The organism is Paludisphaera rhizosphaerae, assembly GCF_011065895.1.
GTDB lineage: Bacteria > Planctomycetota > Planctomycetia > Isosphaerales > Isosphaeraceae > Paludisphaera > Paludisphaera rhizosphaerae.
The window spans coordinates 12626-33696 of record NZ_JAALCR010000014.1 but is presented as its reverse complement, the minus strand read 5'-3'; the positions used below and the strand labels follow the sequence as shown (position 1 = coordinate 33696).

The window sequence follows — 21071 nt, the reverse complement described above, 5'->3', positions numbered from 1 at the left end:
GCGCGTCGCTCGCCATTGAGGATGAAACGCTGATGGTCCACTTCACGTGCGATCTCTGCGGCAAGGACATCACCTCCGCCGGGGAAGACCGGTTCGTGGTCAAAATGGAAGCCTTCCCCGGCTTCGACCCCAACGAGATCAAGGAAGAGGACCTCGAAGACGACCCGATGGAGGCCGTCTCCGACATGATCCGTCGCGACGAGGCCTTCGGCCCGCAGGACCACGCCGACGACGCCTGCCGCCGCAAAGGCTTCCGCTTCGACCTCTGCCCCGACTGCCACCGCAAGTTCCTGCGCGACCCGCTCGGCAAGTCGAACGCTAGCGTGTTCGATTTCAGCAAGAACTGATCCGAGCGGGCGGCGTTCCGCCTCGTCCGAGATCGGATCACCGGCCCCGCTCCCTTCGTCCGAGAAGGGAGCGGACGGTTGAGATCCGACGCTCGGTCACCGCGCCACGAGCATGATGACGTTCGTCACCATGGAGACGGCCAGAACGACGGCGAGAGCGGCGATGATCTGATTGCGGGCGTTGACGACGCCGGCCATCTCGGCCATCTGGGCGTCGTCGACCAGCGAGGGGGCGTAGTCGTCCGCATCCCCCTCGGAGAGCGCTTCCAGGCTGCCTGGCTTCTGGCCGGCAATCATTGGGGGATCGCCCTGCAGCAGGCACTGCAGGTCGAGAATCAGGTCGTCGGGCGTGGTGTACCGGTTTTCGCGGTTCTTGGAAAGCATGGTCTCGATCACCATGCCCATGCCGCTGGAGATGCCCGTGTTGAGGTGGTCCGGAGGGACCAGCTCGACGCGCGGGTCGACGTGCTTCTTCATGACCTCCTGGGGATTGTCGCCGCTGTACGGGACCTTGCCGGTCACCATGTGATAGAGGGTGGCGCCCAGGCTGTAGATGTCGGCCCGTATGTCGACGTCGGTCTGGCCGCGGACCTGTTCCGGGCTGATGTAGTACGGCGTGCCGATGGCCATGCCGGCCTCGGAGAGGCCCCACGTTTCGTCGCCGGTCAGTCGTGCCAGACCGAGGTCGGCCAGTTTCACGCCGCCGTCCTTGGTGAGGATGACGTTCTCCGGCTTGACGTCGCGGTGGATCAACCCGCGCTGGTTGGCGTGCTTGAGGGCCTCGGCGACGGCCATGGCGATGCGGACGGCGTCCTTCTCCTCGAAGACCTTGTTCTTGTCGAGGAAGTCCTTGATCGTCGGCCCCTCGACGAACTCCATGACGAAGAAGTAGCGGCCGCCGGCCTCGCCGGCGTCGATCGCGTTCACGATGTTGTTGTGCGAGAGCTTGGCGGCGATCTGAGCCTCACGTTCGAAGCGGCGGATGAACTCCTTGTTCTGCGCCAGGCCGTCCAGCAGGATCTTGATCGCGACGATCCGGTTGACGCTGATCTGACGGGCCTTGAAGACGACGCCCATCGAGCCCTTGCCCAGCTTTTCGATGATCGTGTAGCCGGGAATCTCCAGCTTCTTCGCCGCCTCGCCGCGCTCCTGGAGCAAGCGAGCCATCTGCCCCTTGGTCAAAACCTTGGCGGCGACCATGACGTCGAGCAGGCTCTGGTTCGGCGTCCCTTCCACCTGGGCCGCCTGCTTGGCGCGATACGCCTTGCACGCCTCGACCTCCCCCGGCGTGGCGAGCCCCCGGCGTATGATCGAGCGTTCCAGGTTTGATTCGTCGAGCGACGAGAGCCCGCGGGCGTCCTTCGCGGTGGAGGACCCGGGCGAGGCGCTCGTCGCGCTGGTGCTCGTGGTCGCGGTCGTGCTGATAGTCGGCTTTTCGGCGTCGGCAGGGGCGGCCATGCGACGTCTCCGCAGCGACGCCCGGCGAAGTTCGGTCGGGCGGCGCCTCGTCTGGAAACCACGGATCGATCTTGAACGAGTCTGCGTCGGAGACGAGGCCGAGAAATGAACAGGCCCCGTCGAAGGTCAGGCGGCTCGACGTCGCGGCCGACCGACCTCTGCCCTAAGGATACCAGAGTTCTCGACGTTTGTGTCTTGCTTACATGACCTGCAAGTCGACCGGAATCCTTGTGGGTCTCCGGGACGCTGGATATGATCGGCGAATCGTGTGCCGCGCCTCGTCGTCGCCCGACGTCGAAGGCGTCCCGCCCCAGATTCCCAAGGCCCTGTCGAAGTGGTTGGAGCAGCGATGTCCCTGTTGAAGATCGGCGTGATCCCCGGCGACGGCGTCGGGCCGGAAGTGACCGAGGTCGGCCTGGCGGTCCTGGAGAAGGTCGCCAAGCGCGACGGTCTCGCCTACGAACTGATCCCCTTCGACATCGGCGGCGAACGCTATATCAAGACCGGCGACGTGCTCCCGCAGTCCGAACAGGACCGGCTCCGGGCCTGCGACGTGATCCTGCTGGGGGCCGTCGGCCATCCTGGCGTCGCGCCGGGGGTGCTGGAAAAAGGGATTTTGCTGAAGCTCCGGTTCGACTTCCACCAGTACATCAACCTCCGCCCCGTCCGCCTTTTCCCGGGCGCCCCTTGCCCGATCACCGGCAAGGGACCTGACGACATCGACATGGTCGTCGTCCGTGAGAACAACGAGGACCTGTACGTCGGCGCCGGCGGCTTCACCTACAAGGGGACCTCCGAGGAGGTCGCCATCCAGACCTCCATGAACACTCGCGCAGGCGTCGAGCGTTGCATTCGCTACGCCTTCGAGGCCGCTCGGAAGCGTGCCGAGCGGGGCGATTTCGGCTCGCTCTCGGCCGCCGACAAGGCCAAGGGCTACAAACGGCAGGTGACGCTCGTCGCCAAAACGAACGTGCTGACCTTCGCTCACGACCTCTGGATGCGGGCCTTCAACGAGGTCGCCGCCGAGTATCCTGACGTCAAGCCGGCCTACATGCACGTCGACGCCTGCTGCATGCGGATGGTCACGAACCCCGAGTGGTTCGACGTGATCGTGACCACTAACATGTTCGGCGACATCATCACCGACCTGGGCGCCGTCCTTCAGGGGGGGATGGGCCTGGCGGCCTCCGGAAACCTCAACCCCGACAAGACCGCTCCCAGCATGTTCGAGCCCGTCCACGGCTCCGCGCCCGACATCGCCGGCAAGGGGATCGCCAACCCGCTGGCCGCGATCCTCTCAGTCGCCATGATGCTCGATCATGTCGGCCGTTCCGAATCGGGCGACAGCGTCCGCAAGGCCGTCGCCGCGGTCCTCGCCGCGGGATCGCCCCGGACGCCCGACCTCGGCGGCAAGTCCTCCACGGCGGAAGTCGGCAAGGCCGCCCTGGCAGCCCTGGACTGAACCATCGCACAGCCGTTTCTGCACGCTTGACAGCAACCGATCTCAGCCGAACAATTTATAAGTGCATGCATTCCCCGCACGAATTAGGCATGCTTAGCTGAATCGCGTGGCGGGGTTGGCGGTAATGGTGTAGGTTGACGATAGGACGATTGTCCGGCTGAATGGACGGCTTGGACCGTACACGCCTTCTCCCTGGCCGAGGAAGGATTTCACGATGCGCCGCAATCTCCACGGACGAGACCTCCGCTTCGGCTTCACGCTGATTGAGCTGCTCGTCGTCATCGCCATCATCGGCGTTCTGGTGGCCCTGCTCTTGCCGGCGGTGCAGGCGGCTCGCGAGGCTGCGAACCGGTCGCAGTGCCAGAACAATCTGAAACAGTTCGGGCTTGCGGCCCAGTCGTATCACGACACGTTCAACGCGTTCCCGGCCGGCTGGTACTGCATGCCGCCGATGTACGACCCGGCGAATCCCAACACGGTGATCGGCGGCGACGTCACCGGGTGCGCGACGGTCAGCACGCCTTACCAGTCGTACCAGTGGAGCGGGCTGGTGGGCGTCTTCAACAAGATGGAACAGGGAAACCTGTTCAATGAGATCAACTTCGACTACGCCCCTAACAGCGTCGTCAACACGACGGCCGTTCGACGCACGCTGACGAACTTCGTCTGCCCGTCGAACCGCCGTCCGGAAGCGACGACGCAGACGGGCTCCGCCCAGAAGATGGGCCCCTCGGACTACCGCGGCAACATGGCGGCCGGCATGATCCTCCCAGACGCGAGCGGCAACTGCCCCAAGCAGGACCCGACGAACGTCTACTGCCTGAACTTCGACAACGGAATCACCTACCAGAACTCCAGCGTGGGGATGGCCGACATCACCGACGGCACCACCAATACCTGCCTGATGGGTGAGACCATCGCGCCGACCGGCGTTTGGGCTCCGGCCACCAGCTGCTGCGTGCGCACCAACACGGACCGGACGATCAACCGGCCGATCGTCTCGGGGACCACCAACTTCTGGACCTACTGGTCGAGCAAGCACCCCGGCCTGGTGAACTTCGCCAACTGCGACGGCAGCGTGCGGACCGTCAGCCAGACGATCAACAAGGCCGTCCTCAACAAGTTGATGACCCGCAACGGCGGCGAAACCATCTCCGCCGACGAGACCAAGTAAGCCGAATCGCCCAGCTCACTCCGTCAACATATCGGCGACCGCCTCAATGGTCCCCGGCGCGTTTCCCTCCAGCCGGTTGTTCACAAACGTGAACGCCGGCTGGGCTTTTTTCCAGGCCCGCTCGGACAGCCGACGCAACGCTTCGCGGACGGCAGGGACCGGCGCCTGAACGGTTCGGTAAGGGCTGAACTTCTCGACCGCATCCTCGTACGCCTGGCCCCTCCTCAGGAGCGCCCGGACGACGGTGAAATCGGCCGTATGGATCCCGGGCGTCTCGACCTGCTCGATGAGTTCGGGCATGCGCGTCCAGGAATTGAAAACGTGGGCGACGTTGCGACCGCGGAGCACGTCGAAGTAAGGCTCTGCCAGATATTCCGGGTTCCGGATTTCGACTCCATAGCGAAATCCAGGCGGCATCTCGTTGAGAAACGCCCCCAGGCGTTCTCGGAACTCGTCGACCCCGGACATGACCGATTTAGACATCGTACCGAACTCGAACATGAGGACGGCCACGCGGTCGCGATGTCTCCAGAGGGGTCGTGCGAATAATTCCTTGAAGAGTTTTGGATTGAGGAAGCCCTCGTTGAGCTTGCCGGCCCGGCTCCCGTACCGAGCGTGCTGCGGCCAGCGAGGAACGGTGACCTCTTCCGGAACCTTGAGGCCGAACCGCAGGCCTGCGTCGCTACCTTCAAACAGGGCCTTCCAGTATTCGGCGGACGGGAACTGGTAGAAGCTGAAGTCCCCCCCGACGACCGGAAAGATTCGTGCGTACTCGTGGAGGCATTCCGACTCGAACTTCTTGGTCGAGAGTTTGCCCCGCGTCTGATACTTCACCGGGTCGTAGATGGTCCCGAGCCATCCCTCGTACTTCCAGGATGAAGTCCCGAAGAAGAGGCCCTTCTCCGTCAGCGCGCGAAGTTTCGCGGCCAGGGAGGCGGCCTGGGGCGGCAAATCGTCCTGAGATCCGAACAGCGACAACTGATTCATGGGGCGATCCCTTGACGGTCCTCCCACGCTTCATGCAAGAATCAAACCGAGGCCCGTCGACCGGAGCGCGCGAGCGGACTCCTGATGTCGGCGGCGAGAGCAGTAGGTCGGAGCCGGATCGGCCCCTGTCGAGGAGCATGGACGATGAACGGACCATGGGGTTCACGGTTCCTCTGGGCAGGTTTGCTCATGCCGCCCGTGTTGCTCCTGGCCGTTGCCGGAGCGGTCTCAGCCTGGCCCCAGCAGATCATCGGCCTAACGGATCGCGTATCCCACATCATTTGGTCGCAACCGGCCGCGCCGAGGCAGTACCTGCCGAGGCCGCCCGGCCCGCCCGATACCCCACCAGCTCCATCGGCGTTGATCCACGGATTCATTCGGAAGCCGGACGGATCACCCTACGAGGGTCTTTACGCCCTTGGCGCAGTCCATTCCAGGATTCACAGGATGGGGTTTCGAGGTCGAATCGGCCGTGGCCCCCTCATGCATGAATCGAATGGAGGCGGGCCGACTTTTACTCTGCCTCCTCAGAACGACCTCACCTGGATCATCATCGACGCCGCCGACTACGCCCCGGGATTGATCGGACCGCTCAAGTCCGAGGATCTCAAGCCGGACGACCCGCCGGTCGACGTCGTGCTCCAGGAGGGCTTCCCGCATCGGGTGCGGGTCGTCGACGCGGAAGGTTCCCCGATCTCGGGGGCCTCGGTCCACGCCGGTCTAACGATCACGCCACCGTCCGATCACCCAGCAGTCGACCCGAATCAGCAGGGGGCGTTCGACTCGATCGCCGGCCCCCTGAGAACGCTGATCTCGACCGACGCGGACGGTTGGGCGGTCATCCCGCATGTGCGCAGCGAGACGGACTACGAGTTCGCCGTGACGGTCTATAACTGCATGCTCCCGGACGACACCGTCTTCGTTCGACCGGAGCCCGGGATCGACACGGTGATCAAGCTTCCGCGGTCCGCGACGACGGGCATCGTCGTCGACGAGGAGGGGCGCCCGTCCGCCGACGCGCTCGTCTTGATCGCCAGCGAATTCGACGAAATCAACCGTCAGGAGAGCGCCCATCCCCTTGAGCGGATCTTCGCCGCGAAGACCGACTCCCAGGGGAAGTTCCGGCTCCCGAACCTCCACCGTGACTCTTCGTATCTGATTCGCGTTGAAGGGGCCGACGGCTCGCTCGGCTTCGCCGGCGGGGTTCGAGCGTCCGATTCCGAGATCCGCGTCGAGACGCTTCGCCGCCGAATCCTACGCGGCGTGCTCGTCGGTGATCGGCGGACGGTGGTCACTCTCGTCTACACCATCCCCACCGGCTTTGAGGGTCGACGCTCCGAAACCGGCGAGGACTCCGTCATTCACTGGACGGTGACGGTCTCAGTCACTCCCGACGGTCATTTCGAGTTCCCCGTCTGGGACCCGTCCCACGTCGAGCTCAAGGTCGGGGGGCAGCCCGCAGAAATTCCCTGGCCGCCTCCCTCGGCACCCGTCGAATTCGAAGGCCCCAGGATCTCCCAGCCCACCGAACGGGAGGTCCGCCTTCGGGTCGAGGTCGAAGAAACGGGTCAGGCCGTCGATGGGACGTTGACCCTCACACTCATGAACGGCCCCCCCGAACGCAGGCTTCAGAGCGTGCCGCGACTCGTCGAAATCCGGAACGGCGCGGCGAGCTTCACCTGCCTTCGAAACGAGGTCTTCCAATACGGCAACGCAGCCATTCCCGGCTACTGGACCATTCCCGGCACGATATTCCCCACTCTCAGCGACTCCCCGCATCCGAGCATCGTTCGCACCGTCCCGGCCCGGCCGATCCGCGGCCGCGTCGTCGATTCCAATGGTTCGCCGGTCGGCGCCGGAGTGAAGGTCTCGATCGCCGAAGCTCGCATGACGGCGCCTGTCTCCCAACCTGACCGGAATGGGAATCCACCGGACGTTCAATCTCCCAGGGCCTCTCCGTCGTTCGAGGTCCCTGGCCAGCCGGCGGGACCGGCGGCTGCAGCCCCACCGCCGGCCTCTCCAGACTCGGGCGCGAGCATGAACGTCTCCAGCATCTCCAAGTTTCTTCCCCGGGGCTCGGCGACGACCGACGCCGAGGGGACATTCATGATCGACGCCTGGCCGATCGATTTCCCCGGCCGTATCTCCGTCGCCTGCGGCTGCGCTGAAGGGGCCGTCGCTCCCGTCTATGTCCGTGCTTCGGGCCTCCCTCCTGAAGTGAAGGTTGAACTCCCCCGAACGACGACCGCGACGATTCATCTCCTCGACGCTGACGGCCGTCCGCTGTCGAGCGCTCCGGTGATCGTCGGCCTCACCCGGAACTCGGAACGGAACGAATGGGCGGTGGGCTCCACGGACATCGACGGCAAGGCTGTCATCGACGGACTCGCCGTGGATGAGCAAGGCTACGACCTGAGCATCCGTTTCGCGAACGACTATCAGCGAATCACCGTCCCACTCAAACTCGGCGGACCACCGCTGGAATTGAAAGCCCAGCGAGGGCGGGTCCTGGAGGGGAGGGTGGTGGAGACCGTCACCGGATGGCCGATCCCGCAGGCGAACATCGAGGTTCAATCCACGTCTGATGGACGAGTCCACGCCCAGACTCGCACCGACGAGGACGGTCGTTTTCGCGTCAGCACGCTCTCCGAAGGGACCTACAAGGTGCTCCTCGGCCCGGCCTTCGCCCTCAGGAATCCGTCGACGTCCTGGCTCGTGGCGGAAGCCGGCACCGGGCAGCCCATCGAGATCCGAGTCGCCAACCTGAATCAACTCGCTCCTCAACCGAAGCGGCCGACCCGCCCCTGACTCACCCTCGGCTCAAACTGACGGCCGAGGCGTCGTCCTCAGACCGGCCTTCTCCAGCCGGCTGAGAATGACCGGCCAGTGGCGGCTGAAGCTGTGAGCGTCCATCGTGTGAGAGCAAGCGATCGTCTCCCGATCGTGCCGACCCATCACGCGGGCGCCGCCGGGGGCCCGATGAAGAGCCCTCCGAACCGCGCTGACGCTGGGCGCGGCGACGTAGAAACGCAACGAGGTCGCGGCAGCCTCGGCGATCGCGGCCGACGTCTCCTCTTCGTCGCCCGCCCTCGTCGTGTTACGCTGGACGTCCATGACAGTTCCTCCCCTCCCGATAGACGACCGGCCCATGATCGATCCTCCCACCAACATCCGAGCCCATCAAGCCGAGCAGATCCTTGAGGTCTCCTGGCCCGACGGCGAGGTCCACCGCCTCCCCTATCGCTACCTCCGCGCTGAGTGCCCCTGCGCGAGTTGCCGCGACGAGTGGACCGGCGAGCGCATCATCCAGATCGAGCACGTTCGCGAAGACGTCAAGCTGGAGGGGATCGAGGCCGTCGGCTCCTACGCGATCCAGCCCTCGTGGAGCGACGGCCACTCCACGGGCATCTTCACCTGGGAGTTGCTCCGCGAAGCGGCCCACAACCTCCCCACGTCGGGATGACCCCCAAGCTCACCCTCGCGATCCCCACGTTCAACGGCGAGCGTCACCTGGCGGAAGCCCTGTCGGGGATCCTGAGCCAGGAATGCCGCCCGTTCGACCTGCTCGTCTGCGACGACCGATCGGACGACGAGACCGCCGCGATGGTTCGCGCCCTGACCGGCGACCGGGCCCGAGTCGAGGTCAACCCTGAGCGTCTGGGCCTCGCCGGCAACTGGAACCGCTGCATCAGGCTCGCGCGAACGCCCTGGGTCGCCGTCTTCCACCAGGACGACGTGATGCGGCCCGGCGACCTCGCCCGCCGTTTCGAGGTTCTGGAAAGACCCTGGACAAACCCGCCGGGCCTGATCGCCGAGCCGGCCGACGTGATCGACGGAGCGGGCCGTCCTCTCGCGTCGGACGTGGTCGAGCCTGGCGGTCTTGTGGGAACTTTCACCGAGCCGGCCGTCGAATTCCCTCCCGGCGCTTTCGTCGCACACCTGGCCGAAGGAAATGTCCTGCGGTGTTCGGCCGTGACGACGAACCGGGAGGCTCACCAGGCGGTCGGCGGGTTCGACCCGAAGCTGCGGTACGTCGTCGACTGGGACTTCTGGCTCCGCGTCGCCGATCGCTTCGGAGTCGCCTGGATCAACGGCGAGCCCAAAGTCTCCGTCCGCTGGCACGGCGCCAGCGAAACGCACCGCTTCAAGGCGAGTCTCGACGATCTGGAGGAGACCCAGGGGCTACTCACCCGTCGAGGCGTTCGCCCCGGCCGGCGCCTCGCCCGCGCCTACCTCAACCGCGCTCACGACGCCCTCCGCGCCGGCCGCGTCGACCTGGCCCGGCGGGCGCTCGGCCGAGCTCTGCACATCTCGCCGACGATCCTGGGAACGATTCTCGCTGATCCGAAACTGGCCGCTCAAATGGCATCGCTGGCCATCGCTCCCGGCCTGGCGGGCCGCTGGTTCGGCCGTCGCCCCCCTACCCCTCCCGTTTGATGTCGCACAGAGGGACGATCGGGTCGGTGGAGTCGATCAGATCCTTGAGCGTCACCCCTCGGAACGCAGCCTCGACCGTGGCATAGGCCCGATCCAGCTCGCGATGCAACGGACAGAGCGTCGTATGCGACGGCAGACCGAGTGGACAGTGGCGAATCCGCTCGATGGGAGCCACAGCCTCAACCACGTCGAGAATCGTCACGTCCTCCGTGGCCCTGGCCAGCTCATAACCGCCGCCCGGGCCGGATCGCGAATGGACCAGCCCCGCCTTCGCCATGTCCTGCAAGACCCGGTTCAGATAGGACCGGGGCGTCTTCGTCCGCTCCGCCAGCACGTCAGCCGACGCCGGCCGTCCTGGCATTCCCGCCAGACAGACCGCAGCCCGCAAGGCATATTCCGCCGTCTTCGGCAACATTGATCGCCGTCTCCAGGTCGCCAACCAGATCCTGCACCTTGACGTGCAGAATCTATTCTGTATATTCAGGTGCAGGTTTCAAGACGAGGTCGCCTACCGCTCTCCAGGGAGTCCTCTCACCATGCTTCGGCCCGAGACGATCGAGATCATCAAGCGAATCACGCCCGCCGTGGCGGCGAACGCCGAGGCGATCACCCGGCGGTTCTACCCCCGGATGTTCGCCGGCAACCCCGAGGTCCTGGCGTACTTCAACCAGGCGCACCAGCATTCTGGAGGGCAGCAGCGAGCGTTGGCGGGGTCGATCTGCGCCTATTTCGCGCACATCGACAACCCCGCGGTGCTCGCCCCGGCGATCGAATTGATCGCTCAGAAGCACTGTTCCCTGGGGATCAAGCCGGAACATTATCCGATCGTCGGCAAGCACCTCCTGGCGGCGATCCGCGACGTCTTCGGCGAGGCGGCCACCGACGAGGTGATCGGGGCTGTCGCGGAAGCGTACGGCTTCCTGGCGGACGTCTGCATCAACCGCGAGGCCACGATCTATCAGGCCCAGCGCGAGGCGGTCGGAGGCTGGAACGGCTATCGCGAGTTCATCGTCGATCGCAAGGTCCCCGAAAGCGCGGAGGTGACCTCGCTGTACCTCCGGCCGGCCGACGGCGGACCGCTGCCGACATTCGAGCCAGGTCAGTATCTCACGATCCGCGTCGACCTCCCCAGGACGCCGACGTCCCCCCGCAATTACAGCCTCTCGGATCGTCCTGGGCTGGATCACTATCGGATCAGCGTCAAGCGTGAGTCGAAGCTCGCCGTGGACGCGCCGGACGGCCTGGTCTCCAACCACCTGCACGACGACGTCCAGGTCGGCGACAGGCTGGAGATCGGCCCCCCCTGCGGCGAATTCACCCTCTCTGAAGACGATCGACCGGTCGTCCTGCTCGCGGGCGGTATCGGCGTGACGCCGCTGCTGTCGATGGCCAAGCACCACGTCCATACCGGCCGGCGCGCCCCGCTGCATCTCCTGCATGCCGCGAGGAACAGCCGGGCCCGAGCTTTCGCCGACGAGATCAAGAAGCTGGACGAGTTGCCGAACGTCACGACGCACGTCCTCTTCGACCAACCCCTGGCCGACGATCTCGACAACGGGCTTTGCGACGGCGTCGGGGTGGTGAGCGCCGACTTCCTCCGGCGCTGGGCTCCGGTCGACAAGGCTGTCTTCTACTTTTGCGGTCCCCGACCATTCATGCGAGGCGTCTATACCGCGCTCAAGGAACTCGGCGTCGACGAGGATCGAATCCGCTACGAGTTCTTCGGCCCTCGCCAGGACGTGACCGCCCCGGCGCTGGCGTCGGCCTGAGCACCCGGTCAGGGCTTCGCTTCGGCCGCGCGGGGATACGCGCGGCCGAGAACCCAGGTCTCGCGGATCGTCTTGCTGTTCCCGATCTCCTGCAAGGGATCGGCGTCGAAGACGATGAGGTCGGCGCGAAGGCCCGCAGCAATTCGGCCGCGGTCGTGCAGACCGAGCAGTTCAGCGGCGTGAGTCGTGGCGATGGTCAGGGCCTGCATCGGAGTCAGGCCCGCCTCGACCATCAGGGCCAGTTCACGGTGCTCGGCGATGCCGGCGACTCGCAAGGGAGTGGCTCCGCTGTCCGTGCCGAAGCCGATTTTGACGCCCGCGTCGAACAGCGTCTTCAGGTTCTTCTGATTCATGACGAGCGACGTCCGCGACCCTTTCAACTTCGGATCGCCCAGGATCTTCGCTCGCCATTCCGAATCGTCGATCTGATGGGCCAACTCCGGCGAAATCGCGGCCTTTGCGAACGCGGTCTGAGTCCAGGCGGCCTGATCGGCCCAGGCGAAGGATGCGTCGTCGAGGGCGAGCGTCGGGATGTACCAGACGCCCTTCGCCTTCAGAGCCGCGATGAACTCGGCGTCGACGGGTTGGTCTCGAACGCCGTGGGCGATGATATCCGCGCCAGCGGCGACGATCGCCCTGGCGTCGGCCAGGTCGTGGATGTGGGCAGCCACGCGAACGCCCCGCTTGTGGGACTGGTCGATGACCGCCTGGTAAACGGCCGGGCTCATCTTGGCCGGGACGCCGCCGCCGAAGTCGTCGAGCCAGATCTTCACGAGGTCGGTCTTGCGGTCTGCCATCGCGTCGACCGCCGCGCGGGCTTCGTCGGCGTTGCGCGGTCGAAACAACTGGTCGGCGCCGACCTTGATCATCGCCTGCGGCGGCGCGCCGTCGGGCACGCCGATGGCCCGGTCGACGCCGAACAGGTCCGCGCCGTCGGTCTTGCCGGCGTGGGCCTCGGCGCGGATCGTCTCGAACAGCGGGCCGTTGTTCCCCAGGGCCGTGATCGTCGTCACGCCGTAGTTGCGATACTGCCGAAGCTCGCCCTCAATCGTCTCACGAGTGTAATTCTGCGCGCCGACGCTCACGCCGCGGACCTGGCCGATGTGACTGTGATCCGAAATCAGACCGGGAGTCACCGTCTTGCCTCGAAGTTCGCGGACCGCCGCGCCGGGAGGGACTGTCGCGGCAGGTCCAGCAGCGAGGACCCGTCCGCCGGCGATCACGATCGTCGTATCGTCGATCGCCGGTCCACCGCTTCCGTCGATCAACCGGACGTGAGTGAGGGCGATGGGGCCGTCATCGGCGACCGCCTCCCCGGTGACGAGGAGCAGCCAGGCGATCACGAATCGAAGGAGCCGCATTGGTTCCCCTCCCGAGTCAGGTCGATAAACGAGCCTCTTTCATCAAGCCACCATGACCCCGTCGGGCCGGCGAAGCAAGTGCTCGACGCCCCGCGCCAGGGCCGATTCCCGATCTCCTTCCGGGGCGACGATACGGGCGGCGGCGTGGGCTGAGGCTCGGCCGTGGGGCATGGCGACTCCCATCCCGGCCCAGGCCAGCATCCCGGCGTCGTTGTTGCCGTCGCCGAAGGCGAGAACGGCCTCACGCGGGATTCCCAGCCGAAGCGCCAACGCCGCCAGACCGTGGCGCTTGTCCGCTTCAAGGGCCGTGAATTCGAGCGACCAGGACTCGGTGATCGTGGTCAGGAGCTTGTTGTCGAGCCGATCGTGCATCTCGGCCCTGGTCTTATTGATGAGATCAGGCTCGCCGAGCCAGACGACCTTCTCGGCCGATTGGGGGACGGCCGCGGCCAGGTCGACGCGCGCCACGGGATCGTCGGCCAGGTGTTCGTACTTGCCGATCAACCTGGAATCGCCCTGGCCCAACACCTGGTCGTCGAGCCAGAGGAGGATTCCAAAGCCGCGGGCCAGGCCCTCGGCGACGAGCGAGGCGGCCGACGCTGGGTCGACCTCGGCGCGGTGGAGGATTTCGCCGGTCGTCGCGTGCTGAACGCGAGCCCCCTGGCAGGAGACGACGTAGTCGTCCAGGCCCAACTCCGCGTAGTACGGCAACATGTTCGCGTGCCGACGTCCGGAAGCCAGCACCACGCGGCAGCCGCGCGATTGCAATTCGGCGATCGCCTTCCGGTTGGCCAATCCGATCTTCTTGTCGGGTCCGATCAGAGTCTCGTCGATGTCGATGGCGGCGAGGGCATATTCAAAGGGTCGGTTCGCACTGGACATGAGTGGTTCTTTCTGGAGGGTTTTTTGACAGGTCGATTTCGGGTTTGGTCGAGTCGCCGACGAACTTCGCGCCGGCGGCGATGGTCAGGCCGAAGAGGATCACCACGGAGAGGGCGGACGCAAGGCCGACGTACTGGCTGAGGGCTCCAATCAGCGGCGGGCCGACGAGGAAGCCGAGGTAGCCGACGATCGAGACCGACGCGATCGCCGCGCCAGAATCGCCGTCGCGGCCGGCGGCGCGGAAGAGAATCGGGACCATGTTTGAGACGCCCAGCCCCACGAATGCGAAGCCGGCGACGGTCGGCCAGTAGCCGCGGAAGAGGACAGCCAATCCCAGGCCCAGGGCGACGCTCAATCCGCTGCTCGCCAGCAATCCCACGGGCCCGAGTTTGGCGACGAAACGGTCGCCGGCGAACCGGCCGCACATCATCACCAGCGAGTAGGCCGCGAACCCCATCGCCGCGGCCGAGGCCGAAGCCCGCGCCACGTCCGAGAGGAAGATCGTAGCCCAGTCTCCCATCGCCCCTTCGCAGAAGAGGCCGAGGAACGCCAGCGCGGCCAGCGGAATCAACCGCCCGCGAGGCCAGACGGAGCGTGCTGGACGATCGGCGACGGCCTCAGGTTTCGTCTCCGTCAACACGCGTGAGGCCGCGGCCGTCAGGCCCAGCAAGGCGGCGGCGATCAGGAATGTCGCCAGCAAGGGGGGCATCCCGATCTTCAGCGCCCCTGCAACGGCCGTCGCCCCGCAGAGGACGCCCAAACTCCAGCCGCCGTGGCAGGTCGACAGCAACGGCCCTGCCCCGTCATGCTCAACGCCGATCGCATGGGCGTTCGCGGAGACGTCGATGATCCCCTTGGTTGCACCGAACAGCAACGCCGCCAGCACGAACCCGGCCATGCTCCCGAACGTCACGGCGGCGAAGGCCACGAGCGGAATCGTCAGGCAGAACGACGACGCCCCGGCCAGCACCACGACCCGCGTACTTCGTTGCGCGAGCACCCGCCCCGACAAGGGCATCGAGGCCATGCTTCCAACGACCATCGCGAACAGCGCGATGCTTAGTTGGCCGTCTCTGAGGCCGAGGCTCGCCTTGTAGGTCGGCAGATACGCCGCCCACGAGCCGAATCCAACGCCGTCGAGCGCGAACAATCCGAAGGTCGCCAGCCGCTCCGGTCCGGCCAGCGCCGAGGGGAGAAAGGGGAACCTCTTCAAAGCCGTCGAAGCATCCATGGAGGAGTCGTTCACCCTTGCGGGACCCTGCGGTTATCTGCACGAAGTTTCCGAGTTCACGTCGATTCTACGTCCGGAACGCTCAACCTCAAGTCGAGGAGTCGGTTTTTCATGGAATCTTGACGCAGACTGCCGCAATATCGTGCAGGATTGACGCAAGAGCCGGCGAATGCGACGATCCAACGGAGGTGATCGGGTGGTCTGCGGGGGTTGCGATGCTCACGGCGGAACGTAAGCGGAAGCTTCTGGAGGTCCTCCAGAGCGAGGGGAAGATCCTGGCCTCGGAGTTGAGCCGGCGGTTCGGGGTCTCGGAAGACACCGTCCGCCGCGACCTTCGCGAGTTGGACCGCGCGGGCTTCCTCCAACGCGTCCATGGTGGAGCCTTGCCCCGGACGCCGACGTCGGTTGAGCACAAGGCGAGACAGAAGGAGTCGACCGACGCCAAGAAGCGAATCGGCGCGGCGGCGGCGCAGCTTCTGCGCCAGGGCCAGCTTGTGGCGCTCGACGCCGGCACGACGCCGCTGGCCGTTCTGGATCGGCTGGCGCCCGACCTCTCGCTGACGATCGTCACTCACAGCCTGCCGGCGGCGACCGTTCTGGCGGAGCACCCCAGGATCGAGGTCGTCGTCATCGGCGGCCGTCTATTCAAGTCGGCGCGGGCCGGAGTGGGTGTGGCCACGGTCGACGCCTACCGTCTCCTCCGTCCCGACCTCTGCATCCTGGGCGCAGCCGGCCTCCATCCCGAGGCCGGCGTGACGACCTTCGACAGTGAGGAGGCTGAGGTCAAACGTGCGATGATCGCCCATGCCGCGAGGGTCGCCGTGGTCGTCGCCAGCGAGAAGCTCGGCACGGTCGCGCCCCATCTCATCACCCCGGCCGGCCGGCTCACCCACCTGATCACCGATTCGGCCGCAGCCGACGACCTGCTCGCCCCCTATCGCGAGATGGGCGTCGAAGTCGTCGCCGTCTGACTGATCGAGGAGCCTCCCATGAACCGATTCGCGGCGATCGCGACCATCCTCGCCCTAACACTCCACCCCGCGTTCGCCGAGGATCCCCCCCGCGAGGTCGTCCATCCTGTCGACGACGGACGGGCGTTGGTGAATCCGGACATGGGCTGGACGCTCCATTACTACTCGAACATCATCACGAATTACGGCTCGAAGCTGGAGCCCTCGGACACGCTGGCGGATTTCCCCGGTCTGTCCACGGTCTACCTGCGCGTCCCCTGGGCGTTCCTGGAACCCGAGGAAGGCAAGTTCAACTGGTCGCTCTTCGACACCCCCGCCCGCCGGTTCGGCGCACGGGGGATCAAGGTCGCGATCCGGGTGACGTCCACCGAAAGCTGGATGCGCGACGCGACCCCGCGATGGGTCCAGGCGGCCGGGGCGAAGGGGGTGAATTTCGCCTTCGGCAAGGGGCCGGCCAAGGACGGGCCGCTCTGGGAGCCGGACTACCTGGACCCGGTTTTCCTCGCGAAGCTCGACGCGTTCCTCGCCGCGATGGCGAAGCGTTACGACGGCAACCCCGACGTCGCGTTCATCGACGTCGGTTCGTTCGGCATGTGGGGAGAGGGCCACACCGGCTTCGGGGCCCAGCTTGACGACGCACAGACGCTGGCCGCCGTAAAGGTCCACGTCGACCTCTACCGCAAGCACTTCCCCCGGACGCTCCTGGCGATCAGCGACGACGTCGCCGGCCCCGACAAACCTGGAGCCCACCAGCCGGCAACGGATTACGCCCTCTCAAAGGGCGTCACGCTCCGCGACGACAGCATCCTCGTCCAGCCGCCGCCTCGCTCCTGGTATCACGCCGAAATGGCCCAGGCATTCTGGCCGAAACTCCCCGTCGTCCTGGAGCACGAGCACTACGGCGGCTCCAAGCAGCGGAATGCCTGGGACGGCGGCCTGCTGCTGAAGTCGGTTGAGGACTACCACGCGAGCTACATGTCGATCCACTGGTGGCCGCGGATCGAGCTGGAGGAGAACCGCGAGACCATCGACCGAATCAATCGGCGGATGGGCTACCGGATTCAACTCCGCTCGGCTTCGTGGCCGCGCGAGACGGCGCTCGGCGACCCGTTCACCCTGGAAACCTCATGGGCGAACGCGGGCGTCGCCCCCTGCTATCCCACAGGCTTTCCGGCGCTGACGCTCAAGGACGAGAAGGGCGGAATCGTCTCGGTGAACGTCGACGAATCGTTCGACGTCCGCACGCTGGAGGTCGGCCCTCCCGAGGCCGCTCCCGTCAAAGCTGTTCGCTCGGAGGTCGTCGTGGCGATGCCTCACCGCGATCCGATGGGGGTCTTCACCGTCTCGACCTCGCCGGGGACGTACGACGTGTTCATCTCCGTCGGCCGCCGTGACGGCGCCCCTGTCCTCGCCCTTCCCTTGCCCAACGACGACGGTGCCCGCCGCTACAAGCTGGGGCGGATCACTCTGACCGGCCGAAAGTCCTGACGCGGGGGGATGGAACCGATCGGCGCGGGCCGCGATAATGCGGCCTCGTCATCCGTCGACCCGAAGCCTTCGACCCTCCGAAGCCGAGACCATAACGGCCTTCTCCCCTCGCGGGGGAAGGTGGCCGCGAAGCGGCCGGATGAGGGGGCGACCGGCGTCGGGTCATTGAGGATATCGAGGTCGATAGCTTCCGTACGTCCACCCCTCCTCCGCCCCTGCGGGGCACCTTCTCCCTCAAGGGGAGAAGGCGTCAGCGGGTCGACTCCTCCGGATGGCGACGAACGCTCCGCGCACATTCCGTTCACCTCCCCCTGGTGTTCCAATGCCCCTCGACTCCGACTTCCCCCAGGACCCGCAGCCGCCCTCGCGAATCGCCTGGTTGGTGGTGGCGATGCTCATCCCGGTCGCGCTGCTGAACTACCTCGATCGGCAAATGGTCGCGACGATGAAGACGTCGATCATGGCCGACGTGCCGGGGCTTGAGGACCGGGCGCAATGGGGATTCATGCTCGGATCGTTCAAGTGGATCTACGCGGTGTTGAGCCCATTTGGAGGCTACATTGCGGACCGCTTCGGGCGACGGCTGGTGATCGGCGGCAGCCTGCTGGTCTGGTCGGCCGTGACGATGGCGACGGGCTTCGTGACCGACTACCACGGCCTGGTCGCCACCCGGGCATTGATGGGGATCAGCGAGGCCTTTTACATCCCCGCGGCGCTGGCGTTGATCGCCGACTACCACCGCGGGTCGACGCGATCCCGGGCGGTCGGCGTCCATCAGGCGGGCATCTATGCGGGGCAGATCATCGGCGCCTATGCAGGACACGTCGCCGACTCTCCCGCCCTGGGCTGGCGGTTCGCCTTCCAGGCGTGCGGGGTGATCGGAATGATTTACGCCCTACCACTTCTGTTGATCCTCCGCGATCGGCCCACAAAGCCGGCGGAAGAGAAGCATCGAGAGGCCTCGATGTTCTCCGCGCTGGGGGAGTTGCTGAGGAACCGCGATTATCGCCTGCTCGTCATTTACTTCACGCTTCCTGCCATCGCCGGCTGGGTCGTCCGCGACTGGATGCCCGACATCCTCAAGGAGCGGTTCAGCCTGACCCAGGGGAACGCGGGCGTCTACGCCGTGCTCCCCGTGCAGTTGGCCTCAATGGCCGGGGTGGTCCTGGGCGGTTGGCTGGCCGATATGGGGATGCGCCGCACCGACCGGGGCCGGATCCTCGTGAGCGCGGCCGGCATGATCCTGTTCCTGCCGTCCCTGTTCGGCGTCGGCTTCTCCGAGCACCTGGGGCTGGCCGTGGCGTTCCTGGTGCTTTACGGCATCGGCTGGGGCTTCTTCGACTGCAACAACATGCCGATCCTCTCACAGATCGTCCCGGCCGACAGGCGTGCCCTGGGCTACGGGCTGATGAACCTGGTGAGCATCAGCACCGGCGGCTTCGCAGACTGGGGCTTTGGCGCACTCCGCGACCGCAACATCCCCCTCACGATGATCTTCGGCGGCTTCGCTCTCATCGCGTTGGCCTCCGCCGCCGTCGTCCTCGCCATCCGCCCGCGACGCGACCTCGCCGAGAAGCCCGAGCCCGCCGCTTGACGGACGCGAGCCATCGTCTTACAGTTGTCATATTCAAGAAAGGGGTTGTCACGTCTCGGACTTCCTGGAGCCTCTCCCATGCGCCAAGCCTGGGTCCTTGCGGCCGCACTGCTCGCCTCTCCGCCGCTCGTCTTCGCCTGCCTGTGGGACCGGGACACGCCGGCTGAGGAGGCACGGGGCATGCCTGAAGAGGTCGCCGTACTGACCGGTCGATTCCCTCGGAATCCGCCACTCTACTATGAGATGCGGCTGACCCGCGTGGCGAAGCGTCTCGAGCAGCACCCGGAAGACCTGGAAGCCTATGACGACGCAGGTGTCGCCTGCGACCGTCTCGGCCTCGGCGACGAGGCGATCGGCTGGATGACGAGGAAAGGGAGGCGGTTGGACGCATCGCCCGATTCTCCGGAACGCCGCGACCACGAGTATCGTTACCACGCGAACCTCGGCACCTTCCTGGTCCACCGCTGGATCCGCGGCGGGGCCGACCGCGAGAAGATCGACGAGGTGAGGGCGGCTCGTCAAGAGATCGCGGAGGCGATCCGGATCAATCCCAATGCTCACTTCGGCCGCGAGTCGTACCAGCTTCGGATTCTTGATTGGCTGATCGATCCACCCTCGGGACCATTTCAAGAACTGCCGAACTTCCTGGGACTTGAGCCCTACAGCAGCCCTGGAGCTATCCGGCCTGCGGAGGCCCACAAGGCCGTCCGCGGGTTGACAGGTCTGATCGTGCTTGGGAACGCCTGGGAAAGCGTGGACGTCTACTACGCCCTCCAACTCGCGCTCGCTCAGGATACGGAAGGATTCCCGATCGACGACGGCTCGGGGCGAAATTCGCTCGCCCTCTTCGCCTGGCTGAGGTGTCGCGAGTTGATCCGGGACGGTAAAGGCTCGATGCTGCCCGACGCTCCGGGCGGTCAGCGACTCATGGATGCCCTACCGGGCCCCCAGGTTGCTCCTCAAGCCGTCCAGGTTATGGAACCAGACTACCGGTCGCTTCGCGCCGAGGCTGACGCCTGGCAGGCCGCGCGGACGAAGTTCATGATGGACCGCCTCCAGCAAGGCCGACACCCGGACGACGACCCCGCCTTCTGGACGGGCTACACCGAGACGTCGGCGCCGGAACTCCCGTCGCTATCTCCGAAGGCGGCCTATGAGCAGGCCGTGAGGAAAGACAAGCGAGACGCTCGGCTGTCCCAGATCGGATTCGTCGTCGGCTTCGTCGGGCTGGTCACCGCGCCGCTCTGGATTCGACGACTCCTCATATCGAGGAAGAAGCCGGCGCCGGTCTCCGACGTGTGAGAGATCGGCTCGCCTTGTGGGCGAGACTGCGCGGCGGGTAAGTTGGACACTCAGCCCCGTGCGGCGTCGTTCGCGTTGATCCCGATGGCTTGATCCCCGGTCCCCACCTTGTCGAACCCTGACCCCGCTCCGTCGCCCGTTTCCCAGACAACCTCCTCGCCCCTCCCCTGGATCCTGCTCGGCCTTGTCCTGATGCTGGTCTCGGGGGCGGTTGGTTATCTCAGCTTCGCGCCGGAGGTCGAGCCGCCGCCGATGGAGATCCGCGACGACGACTTCCTGATGGAGGGCCGATCAGTCTTCTTGACGCGGTGCGTCCCCTGTCATGGGACGTCGGGCAAGGGGAACGGGCCGTTGTCGGCGAGCTTCGGCGGGGAGCAGATCGGCGACCTCACCGACGGTAAGTGGAAGCACGGCGACAAGCCGGCGGACGTCTTGCGGGTGATCCGCGTCGGCGTCCCCGGCTCGCGGATGGCCGCCTGGGGGCCACTGCTGGACGAGGCCCAGATCCGGGCCGTCGCCGGGTATTGCTACGCCCTGTCGCGGCAGCCCGTGCCGGAATCGCTCCGGAAGGCCGAGCCGCTCTGAGCCGCGGCCCGGCGTCTTTATCC

The 21071-nt window shown here is 66.0% G+C and carries 19 protein-coding genes; 12 read left to right on the top strand and 7 right to left on the bottom strand.

The genetic code is table 11. From position 1 onward, the window contains the following. The first annotated feature begins 32 nt into the window (after positions 1-32). On the top strand, positions 33-347 hold the full coding sequence (locus G5C50_RS18510) for a hypothetical protein (protein WP_165071741.1): 315 nt from the start codon (positions 33-35) through the stop codon (positions 345-347). 96 nt (positions 348-443) lie between these two features. On the opposite strand, the gene G5C50_RS18505 is transcribed toward G5C50_RS18510, so the two are convergent. Beyond that, the gene (locus tag G5C50_RS18505) at positions 444-1805 is read right to left on the bottom strand and encodes a serine/threonine-protein kinase (RefSeq protein WP_165071740.1); all 1362 of its coding nucleotides are present in this window, start codon (positions 1803-1805) and stop codon (positions 444-446) included. Positions 1806-2154: 349 nt separating this feature from the next. Between G5C50_RS18505 and G5C50_RS18500 the strand changes: the two genes are divergently transcribed. Both G5C50_RS18500 and G5C50_RS18495 read left to right on the top strand, forming a co-directional pair. Then, positions 2155-3267, top strand: a complete 1113-nt coding sequence (locus G5C50_RS18500; RefSeq protein ID WP_240907210.1) for a 3-isopropylmalate dehydrogenase — start codon at positions 2155-2157, stop codon at positions 3265-3267. 214 nt (positions 3268-3481) lie between these two features. Beyond that, positions 3482-4441: a DUF1559 family PulG-like putative transporter gene (locus G5C50_RS18495; RefSeq protein ID WP_165071739.1), complete on the top strand. Its 960-nt coding sequence runs from the start codon at positions 3482-3484 to the stop codon at positions 4439-4441. 15 nt (positions 4442-4456) lie between these two features. On the opposite strand, the gene G5C50_RS18490 is transcribed toward G5C50_RS18495, so the two are convergent. Then, entirely contained in the window at positions 4457-5428 is a 972-nt protein-coding gene (locus G5C50_RS18490) for a DUF72 domain-containing protein (RefSeq protein ID WP_165071738.1), read from the bottom strand. 483 nt (positions 5429-5911) lie between these two features. Here G5C50_RS18490 and G5C50_RS18485 point away from each other — a divergent pair, with 483 nt between their 5' ends. Then, positions 5912-8236 carry a carboxypeptidase-like regulatory domain-containing protein gene (locus G5C50_RS18485; protein ID WP_165071736.1) on the top strand — a complete coding sequence of 775 codons (2325 nt, stop codon included), beginning with the start codon at positions 5912-5914 and terminating at the stop codon, positions 8234-8236. 12 nt (positions 8237-8248) lie between these two features. Here the strand turns inward: G5C50_RS18485 and G5C50_RS18480 are convergent, their stop codons facing one another. Next, entirely contained in the window at positions 8249-8542 is a 294-nt protein-coding gene (locus G5C50_RS18480; RefSeq protein WP_240907202.1) for a hypothetical protein, read from the bottom strand. Positions 8543-8576: 34 nt separating this feature from the next. On the opposite strand from G5C50_RS18480, the gene G5C50_RS18475 reads away from it, so the two are divergent. Next, complete coding sequence (locus tag G5C50_RS18475) at positions 8577-8891, top strand: gamma-butyrobetaine hydroxylase-like domain-containing protein (protein ID WP_165071735.1); 315 nt, start codon at positions 8577-8579, stop codon at positions 8889-8891. After that, positions 8888-9865, top strand: coding sequence for a glycosyltransferase family 2 protein (locus G5C50_RS18470; RefSeq protein ID WP_165071734.1), 978 nt, complete (start codon positions 8888-8890; stop codon positions 9863-9865). The genes G5C50_RS18475 and G5C50_RS18470 overlap by 4 nt, the downstream gene beginning before the upstream one ends. Here the strand turns inward: G5C50_RS18470 and G5C50_RS18465 are convergent. Continuing rightward, entirely contained in the window at positions 9849-10280 is a 432-nt protein-coding gene (locus G5C50_RS18465) for an RrF2 family transcriptional regulator (protein ID WP_165071732.1), read from the bottom strand. The two genes, G5C50_RS18470 and G5C50_RS18465, sit on opposite strands and share 17 nt — an antisense overlap. A 121-nt stretch (positions 10281-10401) precedes the next feature. On the opposite strand from G5C50_RS18465, the gene hmpA reads away from it, so the two are divergent. Beyond that, a complete protein-coding gene (hmpA, locus tag G5C50_RS18460; protein ID WP_165071731.1) occupies positions 10402-11634 on the top strand; it encodes an NO-inducible flavohemoprotein in 1233 nt (410 codons plus the stop codon). A gap of 8 nt (positions 11635-11642) precedes the next feature. On the opposite strand, the gene G5C50_RS18455 is transcribed toward hmpA, so the two are convergent. Genes G5C50_RS18455 through G5C50_RS18445 form a run of 3 tightly spaced genes read right to left on the bottom strand, consistent with a single transcriptional unit; the run spans position 11643 to position 15108 of the window. Then, positions 11643-12995 (bottom strand): amidohydrolase family protein, encoded by a 1353-nt coding sequence (locus G5C50_RS18455; protein ID WP_165071730.1) that lies wholly within the window; start codon positions 12993-12995, stop codon positions 11643-11645. Positions 12996-13037: 42 nt separating this feature from the next. Next, positions 13038-13877, bottom strand: coding sequence for a Cof-type HAD-IIB family hydrolase (locus G5C50_RS18450; RefSeq protein WP_165071728.1), 840 nt, complete (start codon positions 13875-13877; stop codon positions 13038-13040). Then, positions 13852-15108, bottom strand: coding sequence for an MFS transporter (locus G5C50_RS18445; RefSeq protein WP_165071727.1), 1257 nt, complete (start codon positions 15106-15108; stop codon positions 13852-13854). Before G5C50_RS18445 ends, G5C50_RS18450 begins: the two co-directional genes overlap by 26 nt. A 215-nt stretch (positions 15109-15323) precedes the next feature. Here G5C50_RS18445 and G5C50_RS18440 point away from each other — a divergent pair, with 215 nt between their 5' ends. The 5 genes from G5C50_RS18440 to G5C50_RS18420 all read left to right on the top strand — a co-directional run bounded on the left by G5C50_RS18440 (position 15324) and on the right by G5C50_RS18420 (position 21048). After that, positions 15324-16079, top strand: coding sequence for a DeoR/GlpR family DNA-binding transcription regulator (locus G5C50_RS18440; RefSeq protein ID WP_165071725.1), 756 nt, complete (start codon positions 15324-15326; stop codon positions 16077-16079). Positions 16080-16097: 18 nt separating this feature from the next. Continuing rightward, complete coding sequence (locus G5C50_RS18435; RefSeq protein WP_165071723.1) at positions 16098-17567, top strand: DUF4832 domain-containing protein; 1470 nt, start codon at positions 16098-16100, stop codon at positions 17565-17567. A gap of 322 nt (positions 17568-17889) precedes the next feature. Next, a complete protein-coding gene (locus G5C50_RS18430) occupies positions 17890-19161 on the top strand; it encodes an MFS transporter (protein ID WP_165071721.1) in 1272 nt (423 codons plus the stop codon). 78 nt (positions 19162-19239) lie between these two features. Further along, positions 19240-20463 (top strand): hypothetical protein, encoded by a 1224-nt coding sequence (locus G5C50_RS18425; protein ID WP_165071720.1) that lies wholly within the window; start codon positions 19240-19242, stop codon positions 20461-20463. Positions 20464-20571: 108 nt separating this feature from the next. Then, a complete protein-coding gene (locus tag G5C50_RS18420; RefSeq protein ID WP_165071718.1) occupies positions 20572-21048 on the top strand; it encodes a c-type cytochrome in 477 nt (158 codons plus the stop codon). Positions 21049-21071: the final 23 nt, after the last annotated feature.

Bases quoted from the DNA above. Each gene is read 5' to 3' on its own strand.
- G5C50_RS18475 (WP_165071735.1), top strand. From the start codon at position 8,577: ATGATCGATCCTCCCACCAACATCCGAGCCCATCAAGCCGAGCAGATC.
- G5C50_RS18440 (WP_165071725.1), top strand. From the start codon at position 15,324: ATGCTCACGGCGGAACGTAAGCGGAAGCTTCTGGAGGTCCTCCAGAGC.
- G5C50_RS18510 (WP_165071741.1), top strand. From the start codon at position 33: ATGGTCCACTTCACGTGCGATCTCTGCGGCAAGGACATCACCTCCGCC.
- G5C50_RS18480 (WP_240907202.1), bottom strand. From the start codon at position 8,542: ATGGACGTCCAGCGTAACACGACGAGGGCGGGCGACGAAGAGGAGACG.
- G5C50_RS18485 (WP_165071736.1), top strand. From the start codon at position 5,912: ATGCATGAATCGAATGGAGGCGGGCCGACTTTTACTCTGCCTCCTCAG.
- G5C50_RS18430 (WP_165071721.1), top strand. From the start codon at position 17,890: ATGCCCCTCGACTCCGACTTCCCCCAGGACCCGCAGCCGCCCTCGCGA.
- hmpA (WP_165071731.1), top strand. From the start codon at position 10,402: ATGCTTCGGCCCGAGACGATCGAGATCATCAAGCGAATCACGCCCGCC.
- G5C50_RS18455 (WP_165071730.1), bottom strand. From the start codon at position 12,995: ATGCGGCTCCTTCGATTCGTGATCGCCTGGCTGCTCCTCGTCACCGGG.
- G5C50_RS18435 (WP_165071723.1), top strand. From the start codon at position 16,098: ATGAACCGATTCGCGGCGATCGCGACCATCCTCGCCCTAACACTCCAC.
- G5C50_RS18445 (WP_165071727.1), bottom strand. From the start codon at position 15,108: ATGGATGCTTCGACGGCTTTGAAGAGGTTCCCCTTTCTCCCCTCGGCG.
- G5C50_RS18470 (WP_165071734.1), top strand. From the start codon at position 8,888: ATGACCCCCAAGCTCACCCTCGCGATCCCCACGTTCAACGGCGAGCGT.
- G5C50_RS18450 (WP_165071728.1), bottom strand. From the start codon at position 13,877: ATGTCCAGTGCGAACCGACCCTTTGAATATGCCCTCGCCGCCATCGAC.
- G5C50_RS18465 (WP_165071732.1), bottom strand. From the start codon at position 10,280: ATGTTGCCGAAGACGGCGGAATATGCCTTGCGGGCTGCGGTCTGTCTG.
- G5C50_RS18425 (WP_165071720.1), top strand. From the start codon at position 19,240: ATGCGCCAAGCCTGGGTCCTTGCGGCCGCACTGCTCGCCTCTCCGCCG.
- G5C50_RS18495 (WP_165071739.1), top strand. From the start codon at position 3,482: ATGCGCCGCAATCTCCACGGACGAGACCTCCGCTTCGGCTTCACGCTG.
- G5C50_RS18490 (WP_165071738.1), bottom strand. From the start codon at position 5,428: ATGAATCAGTTGTCGCTGTTCGGATCTCAGGACGATTTGCCGCCCCAG.
- G5C50_RS18500 (WP_240907210.1), top strand. From the start codon at position 2,155: ATGTCCCTGTTGAAGATCGGCGTGATCCCCGGCGACGGCGTCGGGCCG.
- G5C50_RS18505 (WP_165071740.1), bottom strand. From the start codon at position 1,805: ATGGCCGCCCCTGCCGACGCCGAAAAGCCGACTATCAGCACGACCGCG.